General features: G+C 78.3%; 1 protein-coding gene. It reads left to right on the top strand.

The genetic code is table 11. The features are described from left to right. A partial coding sequence (locus ND748_RS33565) for a TIGR02679 domain-containing protein (protein ID WP_251750220.1) occupies window positions 1-539 on the top strand: 539 nt, incomplete at both ends.

A 539-nucleotide genomic window follows, 5' to 3' on the forward strand; every position in this document is an offset into this window, starting at 1 on the left:
AGGCGGCCGTGCTGCGGCGCGAGGAGTCCCGGCGACGCCGGGCCGCCCTGGACATGGCGGTCGAGGCCCATCTTGCGACCATCCCGGGGCCGGCCCGGGATCCCGGTTGTTCGGCCGGCCGAACGACCGGTTGCGTCGCGGGCTGGCCGGCCGGTTGGCGGGACGCGGCCTGGTCCGACGGGCTGTTCGCCGGCCGCGCGCCGGACGAGGTCGCGGGCCTGGTCCGCACGGTGGCGGCCGTGCTCGCGCACACCGGCTCGGGGCTCAGCCGGGGGGAGATCGCCGCGAGGGAATGCGGCGACGCCCACGCGCTGGACAGCTCCACCCGGCTGACCGCACTGGTCACTCGGGCCCTGGTGGCCCGGGACGGCCCGGCAGGCGAGCGGGCTGCTTGGGAACGCGCTGGCATCCCGCTCGACCTCGTCTCCGCGCCGGTCCTGACCTGGGCACTGCCGCTGCTCGGCGACTCGGCCGCGGCGTCGGCGGCGCGGGCGATGACCGCCGCCGGGCTGCCCCTGCACCTGACCGTCCTGGCGCTG

The organism is Frankia sp. AiPs1, assembly GCF_023716945.1.
GTDB lineage: Bacteria > Actinomycetota > Actinomycetes > Frankiales > Frankiaceae > Frankia.